We start from the raw sequence: 8,150 nt of genomic DNA, 5'->3' as shown, positions 1-8,150 counted from the left end.
CCACTGTTCAGGTGGCGGATGCGTCCCCAAAGAGGCTCATTACCTGCGCATTTAGACGTAGTCTGCCACAAGAAGATTCAAAAAAGCGCCTGACCTGGATTAGGCAGATTCAACTTTGGTCACATCTACTGAGGTGGCTGCCGACTCTTAAGTTCCTTCAGCATCAACTCCACTTTATCGTGGCTCTCCAGCGCTCTGAACTTGTCTTCAAGTGACTCCGGATTCAACACCTCCGTCGCCGCTGCATTTTCGGCCGCGGTAACGTGGACCTTGCTTTTCATCCGGCCAATTGTGTTTTCCTGGTCGTTGCCCACCACGTGCTGCGCCTTGGCCGCACGTCCTATAACTCTCGCACGGCGATGCTCTGCAATCAGCATCTCGCAATGCGCGCGCGTCTCCGTCAGCTTCTGCTCAAGCTTGTGCAGGGCCTGGCGTAGATTATCCGCTTCGTGTTTCTGGTCCTCGGCCTGCGTGGTGAAGCCGATTTGAAGCTGATCCTGGCTCAGAGCGCGCTCGAGCGCTGCGCGCGCCAAGTCGTCCTGGCCTTTCTGTACGGCCAGCTCTGCCTTGCGCCGCCACTCCGCAGCCTGCTGCTCGTGTTCCATCCTCTTCTTCTCCAGCAAGTGCTGATCCGCGATCGCAATCGCCACCTGTGTCTTCACCTGTAGAAGCTGGTTCTCCATATCCAGCACAACCTGCTTCAACATCCGCTCTGGATCCTCAGCTTTCTCCACCAGGTCATTCAGGTTCGCTCTCAACAGCGTGCTCACTCTATCCAGTAACGCCATACCAATTCCTCCTCGCCTTACTTGCTTCGAATCCTCGAATCTCTTTTCGCTGCATCCCACTACTTCGTTGTTGGCTTCGTGTTTCCCTGCTGTGCTGCTCCCTGCTTCGTCGGCACAATCTCCGCCATCTCTTTCATCATTTCTCTGGTTAACGCCTGGCTTCTCTCCGTCACCTTGCCCATCACCAGCGGCATATATTCCCGTGTAATCACTGGCTGCGCATCCAGCAGATGCCGCCCTGACGTTGAGTTGTAAAACACGATCATCGCATCTACGTCATCGCGAGTCAGATGCTGCTGGTAGAGCCTGGTCATATCCGCCACCATCTCGTCAGGAGGATAGAGGTCCATGGCCTTTCCGACATATTTGTTCATTACCTTGTCCATGGCCGCTCGCTGTCCAGGGGTGAGCTTGGTGCCCGTCGGCAATCCGGCCTCGGTTTGACTGATCGTCGCCTTGATCTGCTGGGAAATCATCGCCGGCAACATCTGCCGCACCGATTGCATCTGCACGCGAATACGCATCACGTCGAACAGCTTCGCCAACTGCTCCGGCGTGGGCTGTTGATCTGCGGGAACCGCTGCCGGTGTCGTCGTGGGAACTGCTGTTTGCGCCGCCGGCTGCGCGCTCTGCGCAAGCACCATGGTCGAAGAAATAATCGCTGCAACACCCAACATCAATGCGTTGCGAATATTGCGAGTCATGGCTTCCTCATCTCTACCCGGTTGCGTGGCAAGAAAACTTGATATCTTGCCACGCATCTGTTGAACGACTTTCAAAGCAAGCCTTACTGCTTGGCTGCGTCGCCGTTCGCCGGCTTCTCCTTCGCCGGCCTATCCTTGATCGCCTGCACACTCGACATCAACTGTTTGATGTCCATGCCGCTCAGCGCCTCGAATAGCGCAGGCACCTGTGCGGCGATCTTCGTCATGTCGCCGGTGATCTTGTTCACGCCGGCGGCTCCGTCGTTGCCGGTCGACACGATGGTGATCTTGTCGACTTTGCTCAGCGGCTCTGCCATCGCACGAACCACGTCGGCCATGTTGGTCAGCAGCTTGTCGACCACCGCGGCCTGGTTCCATCCCTGGTAGGCCTCGGCCTTCACGTTCATGGCCTTGGCTTCCGCTTCGCCCTTCTGGAAGATGATGCTGGCTTCTGCCTCGCCCTGCGAACGGATTGCAGCGGCGCGGCCCTCCGCCTCGGTCGTCAAGCGAGATTTCTCGGCGTTGGCAAGATTCTCGATTCGCTGACGCTCGATCTCCGCACCCTTCAGTACTGTTGCAATCAGTTCCTTCTCATGGCGCGCGATCTCAGCTTCCTGCACTTTGATCTGACCTTCTTTTTCGACCTGCTGCACCTTTACCTGCTCAGCCGTAACCTGCTGCAGCATGATGTTGGTCTGCAGTTCGTACGCCTTGTCGGCCTGCGCCTGTTGACGGCGGCTCTGCTCGGCATACTCGGCCTTCTTGATTTCGAGATCGCGCTGAGCTTCTGCCTGCCGCGTTGCCGACGCGGTTTCGGCAATCACGCGCTCCTGGTCGGCCTGGGCCTTGGCAACAGCCGACTCGCGCAGTGCCGTGGCCCGCTTGATCGCCGTATCCCTCTCCGCATCGGCCGTCGCCATCTCCGCATCGCGGCGAATGCGTGCAATATCGGGCCGTCCCATGTTGGAGATGTATTCGTTCTTATCGCGCACCTCCTTGATGGTGAACGAAATTACTTCGAGCCCCATCTTGCTCATGTCTTCCGCGCACGTGGCACGCATGCGCTCGCCCACCATCTCGGGCTCCTTCACAATCTGCTCCACCGTTAACTGTCCAATGATGCCGCGGAGATGGCCTTCCATCACCAGGCGGATCAAACCCTCGCGCTGCGGGGGAGTCTTGGTCAAAAACTGTTCGGCCGCTGTCAATATGGAAGCCTGATCGCTGCGCACTTTGATCTGCGCGACGGCTTCCACCGTCACGGCAACGCCCTGCTTGGTGTAGAGATCCTGCTGCGGAGCGACATCGAAGCTCATCAGTTCAAGCGAGAGCTCACGGCAGTTCTCCACCATGGGGAAGATCACCGTGCCATGTCCCTTGATGACACGTGGCCCGCGAAAACCATAAACAATCAATGCTTCATTGGGCCCCGCCTTGCGATACATCCTGGCCAGAATGCCCATCAGGAAGATCAGCGCCAATACTCCCAGACCGACAACAAGAATCATTTCATTCGTCATCATTCGATCCCTGTCCCTTCAACAGGGGTTGAATTGTTGATGGTTTCTTCCGAGTGTTCAGTGATCAGTGCACAGTGATCAGCAGCATCGGATCAAGACTGTTCACTGTTCTCTGTCCACTGTTCACTGTTTCGCCTTGTGCCTGTTCTTTGGAAACAACTTCGCAAGCAATCCCAGCAGAAAAATCCCCACCAGGATTCCCATATCCGCAATCAGCACGGTTGAACTCGTCATCGCAATCCCGGTCCTTCGGCCGGGTACAACCTGTTAAGTAGTCTGATCTTCACAAGGTGGCTAGCGGCTTATAGCTCGACTCTGATCACTGTTCACTGAACATTGATCACCGGCATCCAGATCTTCCCACCGCTTCACGTACGCGACCCCTTTCTCATAGCGAATCACGTACACTTCTTCTTCCTTCGCAAGTGCCGCACCATCCTCAGAGCGGGCGACCGCCGACCGCGTTGCGCCAAGCTGCTGATACACGATCTCGCCAGTACCTCCGGCGCGAATCGGAGACGATACCCGCCCCACAACACCCACCACATCCGTTTCATCCGCAGTAAGTTCGTGTTCGTGCGGCATCAGTACCTTGGTCAGAAACATAAAGATGATCGCCCCTCCCGCCAGGCCGCAGATCGCTGCCATCACCACAACAACGCCGGCGACAAAGCTTCCGTACTTCGTGAGCAAATATCCCGCTGCACCAAACCAGCAGAGAAAAATCATGATCGAAAATGCGTTCCACCACGGAACCTCAGGGCCTGCCTGGACTGACGAGCCCGCGCCTCCAGTCGCTGCAGCATGTGTCAATCCACCGTGCGGCATCTGGGGAACATGCCCGACGTGCGGCACATGGACATGCGGCACATGGACGTGGCCGCCGAAATGTCCCATCCCGCCCAGCAGCGAGATGAAGCTCAGCATCAACCCAGCAAGAAAGCAGACCAGATAAAACGTCTCCCAGTTCATCGCCATGCCCCCAATTACCTGCTGCGTGTCTTCTTCTTTTCCCGGTTCTCGTTTACTTCGCGCACTTTCCGCGCAACCGAGTAGTTGCTTATTAGTCCCTGTTCGCTATTCCCTGATCCCTGCCGCTTCGGCCTCAGCACTTCCGTGAGCCTTGCCATCAGGCCTGGCGTCTCAAGAATCGATTCCAGCAGCAGCAGGCACTCCCGTGTGCGCTCATGCTGCGCTACGGCCAGCAGCGCGCTCTTCAACTCTGGATCGCGTCGAAACCGCTCCGCTCCCGACACCAGCCATACATCGAGTTTGTCTTCCAGGCCTCGCACCTCGCTCAACAATTCGGGGTGGTAGCCCTCAGGATCGTCCACCAGGTATCCCGGATGGACTTTGAAAAAACCGGCCAGGATTTGCCGCGTCGTATTGGTCAGGTGAGGCCGCGCGCCGCTTTCGATCTGGGAGAGGTAGCTCTGGCTCATCTTGGATCCCGTCTCGGCGGCGATCGCCCGCGTCAGTTCCTGCTGGCTCATGGCGCGATTCATACCCCGCAGGCTGCCCTCAACTTCGCGCAGATATTTGATTTTTTCGCCGAGCTTCATCGTGCTTCCCGCGATCAGCGCTCAAAACATCCAACGAGCGAATCGCAAATTGCAATAACTGTATCGCAATCTGTAATAATCGTCAAAAGAAATCGCCTGCTCGCATCAATTACCGCGTAAACTGCTTGTAATTACGTACTTAGTGATTCAAAGGATGGAAGTTCGTGGACTAGTCCTCTTCGCTGTCGGCCTTGATCTCGACGGCGGCGGGCAACATGCTGTGAAGAAGAGAGGCTGGATACAGCGCTACCTTGCCATCATCGAAGTAGACAAGTACGCCGTCCTCAACCGCATACGCGTGCTCTATGCGTGGACAAGAGGAATTTTCCATGCCCGGATTCTTGCAAAATACAAGATTTGAAGTCGGTTCGGTAGCCGACAAGTCGATGAAGCCCCCCTCCGCAACTCCTTAAAACAAGCAATTTGCAGCTACAAATTTCGTGCAGGGGTGTTCGTATCACGTCATTTTAGATGCGAAGGCCCTCCGGGCAACCGGAGGGCCTTCAAGGGTTTACTGCCCCCAACCCGCCTACGCTGTCACTGTCCGCGTCGGCTTGGAACCCCACAGCCCGTAGTAGGCAATGAAGAGATAGCAAATCATCGGAATCACAAATGCATGCTGAATGCCGAACTTGTCGGCTGCCGCTCCGAGTGCGAGGGGCACAATCGCGCCACCTACAACCGCCGTCATAATCAGTCCCGACCCCTTGCTGGTCATCGGACCGAGGCCCTTGATGCCCAGCGCGAAGATGTTCGGGAACATGATGGAGTTAAAGAAGCCGCACAGCACCATGGTCCAGATCGCGACGTTTCCACTCGACATCATCGAAACAAACAGCAAAGCCGCAGCCGTAAAACCAAACCCACCCAGCAGCCTGCCTGACTTGATCTTCGTCAAGACCCATGAACCCAGCAAACGTCCAACTAGCGCGCCGCCCCAATAGAGCGAAACAAGAAAGGACGCCGTCTTCGCGCTATCAATACCCTGCGTCTTGAAGTAGTTCACCGCAATCGAAGCCAGTCCCACTTCAACGCCAACGTACAAAAAGATGCCTACCGCGCCAAGCACCGTGTGCCTGTAGCTCCAGATGCTGCGGCCCAGGATCGGATCGCCTTCCTTCGCTGGCCTGAACTCCTGCGTCTGCGAAATGTGCGGCAGATGCATGAACGCAACCGCCACTCCCAGAATCAACAGCCCGGCCGCGATTGCAATGTAAGGTCCGCGCACCGTGTTGGCAACCGCCGCTTTCGTTGCCGTGCTCGCTGGATCCGTCAGGATGTACGCGCCGGCAACCAGCGGTGCAATTGTTCCGCCGAGGGAGTTCAAAGCCTGTGCAAGCGTCAACCGTACTGGGGCGCTATGTTCCGGCCCCAGAATCGCGACGTATGGATTCGCCGCCGTTTGCAGTGCAGTTACGCCGGCTCCGACGATGAACACTGCCGTCAGAAACAGCGGAAAGCTGACCATCTTGGCGGCCGGAACGAATAGGAGGCATCCCAGCACCTGGATGAACAGCGAAACCACCATCGTCCGCTTGTATCCGATCATCTCAATCAGCTTTGAAGTCGGCGATGAGAAAACAAAGTAAGCCAGGAAAAACGCCGACTCCGCCAGCATGGCCCACGCATACGGAAGAGTGAAGATATTCCGAAGGTGGGGCACAAGCGCCATGTTCAAGTTGGTGATAAACCCGAAAATGAAGAACAGCACAGCCACTGTAATGAACGGGCCGGTGTAGTTGGGCGTTGTTGCAGCCGCCGCCGGTGTCGATCGAGTTGCCATAGGTTGTTTGCTCCCTTGCTTCCTCAAAAATTTTGCCCGGTTAGGGCTTTCGTCCTGTCCTGGGTGAAGGACTCCGGATCACTCACAAATGATGTTTCGACTGTTAAGGATTGCGACCGCAATCTATTACCGTGCAAATAGTCGCAATTTGTTCCACACAACACTATACGTAAAACCCCAAATTGGGGAAGTGATGCGGCAAACTGATTCGGATTCCTGCCCATTCAGACCTTTGCTCCTCTCTGAATCGCGTAATTCGGGCCTTTTTTGCGCAGTCTCCATCAGTGCGAATTCCCCGCAAAATGCCGTATCCTCAAGAGAACGCAAGGAGACGCACCGTGGCGACCACCACCCTCAGCAGCGCCAAGTTAAAAAAGGTTCTGGCAGCTCTCGAAGCCAATTGGCAGGCCGAGATGGAGGGCTACTACACCTACAAGACCCTTGCGGATCGCGACACAGACCCCGTTCGCGCCCAGGTATTGCGCCATCTTGCCGGGGCTGAGTGGGAACACGCCGCCCTCTGGCATGGCCGCATCGTTGAGCTTGGCGGTCAGGAGCCTATTTATACCGGCAACCCAGGCGGCGAGGCCAACTCCCTTGCCAACCGCGCCGGCGGCGTCCGCATGGCCCTGCGCCGCCTCGAAATCGAAGAAAGCCGCCACATCGCCAACTATGGCAAGCAGTTGAAAGATCTCGGCGATGAAGGCTCGGTCGCCATTCTCGATCACGTCATCGAAGATGAAAAAGATCACCATCGCGAACTCGGCTCGCTTCTCCGTGGCCACTACCAGGCTCCCGCGGGCGCTCCCAAGGTCGATCCCAAGGCCGTTCTTGAAGAACTCCTCGCCAAACGGAGCGAAGGCCGCAAACAGGCCGGTGCCTGGATCGGCGACGCCATCTATGGTGTCAACGACGGACTTGGCGCAATCTTCGGCATTGTCTCCGGCGTTTCAGGCGCGACCGCAGGCGACAGCAAGTATGTTCTCCTCGCTGGCCTTTCAGGCATGATTGCCTCCGCGCTCTCCATGGGTTCCGGCGCCTATCTCGCCGCCAAAAGCGAACGCGAAATCTACCACGCCGAAATCGCCCGTGAGCGCGAAGCCATCCAGTTGAACGCGCCTGAAGCACGCGAGCTTCTCTCGCTCTACTACCAGGTCAAGGGCCTGCCCGAAGCCGATGCCGACCACATGGTCAACCACATTGCCAGCGACTCCGAGCAGATGCTCCGCGCCTTGGCCAGTGAACGTCTCGGAACATCCGAAGAAGCGCTCTCGAATCCTCTGGTCTCCGCCACCTCTGGCGCTCTCTCCACCGCCGTCGGCGCCATGATTCCCATCATCCCATTCTTCTTCCTCAGCGGAGTTCCCGCCGTCGCTGCCGCCGCCGTCGTCTCGCTTGCCGCACATTTCGCCGTCGGAGCCGCCAAGAGCCTCATCACCATCCGTTCGTGGTGGTCCTCCGGTTTTGAGATGACCATGGTTGGCGCAGTCGAAGGCGCCGTCACCTACGGCATCGGCATCCTTCTCGGCAAGGGCGGAATGTAGTGGGTGGCCTGGTCCCTCTCGGCGATGCGTCGCGTCCGCCGACCCGCTTCGCTGTCGTCACCACCCTCATCATTGTTCTCAATGTATGGGTGTTCTTTCAGGAGCTGACCTACGGCGACCCATACATCTGGACGTGGTCCGCCGTCCCCATCCGGATCATCCACGGCCATCGCTGGATCACGCTGCTGACTTCAATGTTCATGCATGCCAGCTGGATGCACATCATCGGCAACATGATCTACCTGTGGG

General features: G+C 57.1%; 9 protein-coding genes. 3 read left to right on the top strand and 6 right to left on the bottom strand.

Going from position 1 to position 8,150, the window contains the following annotated elements; all coding sequences use genetic code 11:
• Window positions 1–125: 125 nt before the first annotated feature.
• From WA354_RS25015 to WA354_RS24995, 5 genes are all read right to left on the bottom strand, one after another.
• Window positions 126–788 (bottom strand): PspA/IM30 family protein, encoded by a 663-nt coding sequence (locus tag WA354_RS25015; RefSeq protein ID WP_472815751.1) that lies wholly within the window; start codon window positions 786–788, stop codon window positions 126–128.
• A gap of 59 nt (window positions 789–847) precedes the next feature.
• Entirely contained in the window at window positions 848–1,492 is a 645-nt protein-coding gene (locus WA354_RS25010; RefSeq protein WP_472815750.1) for a DUF2059 domain-containing protein, read from the bottom strand.
• 83 nt (window positions 1,493–1,575) lie between these two features.
• The gene (locus WA354_RS25005; protein ID WP_472815749.1) at window positions 1,576–3,015 is read right to left on the bottom strand and encodes a flotillin family protein; all 1,440 of its coding nucleotides are present in this window, start codon (window positions 3,013–3,015) and stop codon (window positions 1,576–1,578) included.
• Between the two features lie 291 nt (window positions 3,016–3,306).
• On the bottom strand, window positions 3,307–3,990 hold the full coding sequence (locus WA354_RS25000) for an NfeD family membrane protein (RefSeq protein ID WP_472815748.1): 684 nt from the start codon (window positions 3,988–3,990) through the stop codon (window positions 3,307–3,309).
• Window positions 3,991–3,998: 8 nt separating this feature from the next.
• On the bottom strand, window positions 3,999–4,574 hold the full coding sequence (locus WA354_RS24995; protein WP_472815747.1) for a helix-turn-helix domain-containing protein: 576 nt from the start codon (window positions 4,572–4,574) through the stop codon (window positions 3,999–4,001).
• 154 nt (window positions 4,575–4,728) lie between these two features.
• Between WA354_RS24995 and WA354_RS24990 the strand changes: the two genes are divergently transcribed.
• Complete coding sequence (locus WA354_RS24990; RefSeq protein ID WP_472815746.1) at window positions 4,729–4,935, top strand: hypothetical protein; 207 nt, start codon at window positions 4,729–4,731, stop codon at window positions 4,933–4,935.
• Window positions 4,936–5,103: 168 nt separating this feature from the next.
• Here the strand turns inward: WA354_RS24990 and WA354_RS24985 are convergent, their stop codons facing one another.
• Window positions 5,104–6,357 (bottom strand): sugar MFS transporter, encoded by a 1,254-nt coding sequence (locus WA354_RS24985; RefSeq protein WP_472815745.1) that lies wholly within the window; start codon window positions 6,355–6,357, stop codon window positions 5,104–5,106.
• A gap of 338 nt (window positions 6,358–6,695) precedes the next feature.
• Between WA354_RS24985 and WA354_RS24980 the strand changes: the two genes are divergently transcribed.
• A complete protein-coding gene (locus WA354_RS24980; RefSeq protein WP_472815744.1) occupies window positions 6,696–7,901 on the top strand; it encodes a VIT1/CCC1 transporter family protein in 1,206 nt (401 codons plus the stop codon).
• A partial coding sequence (locus WA354_RS24975; RefSeq protein ID WP_472815743.1) for a rhomboid family intramembrane serine protease occupies window positions 7,901–8,150 on the top strand: 250 nt, incomplete at its 3' end. The genes WA354_RS24980 and WA354_RS24975, both read left to right, overlap by 1 nt.

Source organism: Occallatibacter sp., from assembly GCF_049802275.1.
In the GTDB taxonomy this organism is placed as follows: Bacteria; Acidobacteriota; Terriglobia; order Terriglobales; family Acidobacteriaceae; genus Telmatobacter.
Note: the sequence above shows the minus strand (reverse complement) of the source record. Positions and strands in the feature narration are given on the sequence as shown.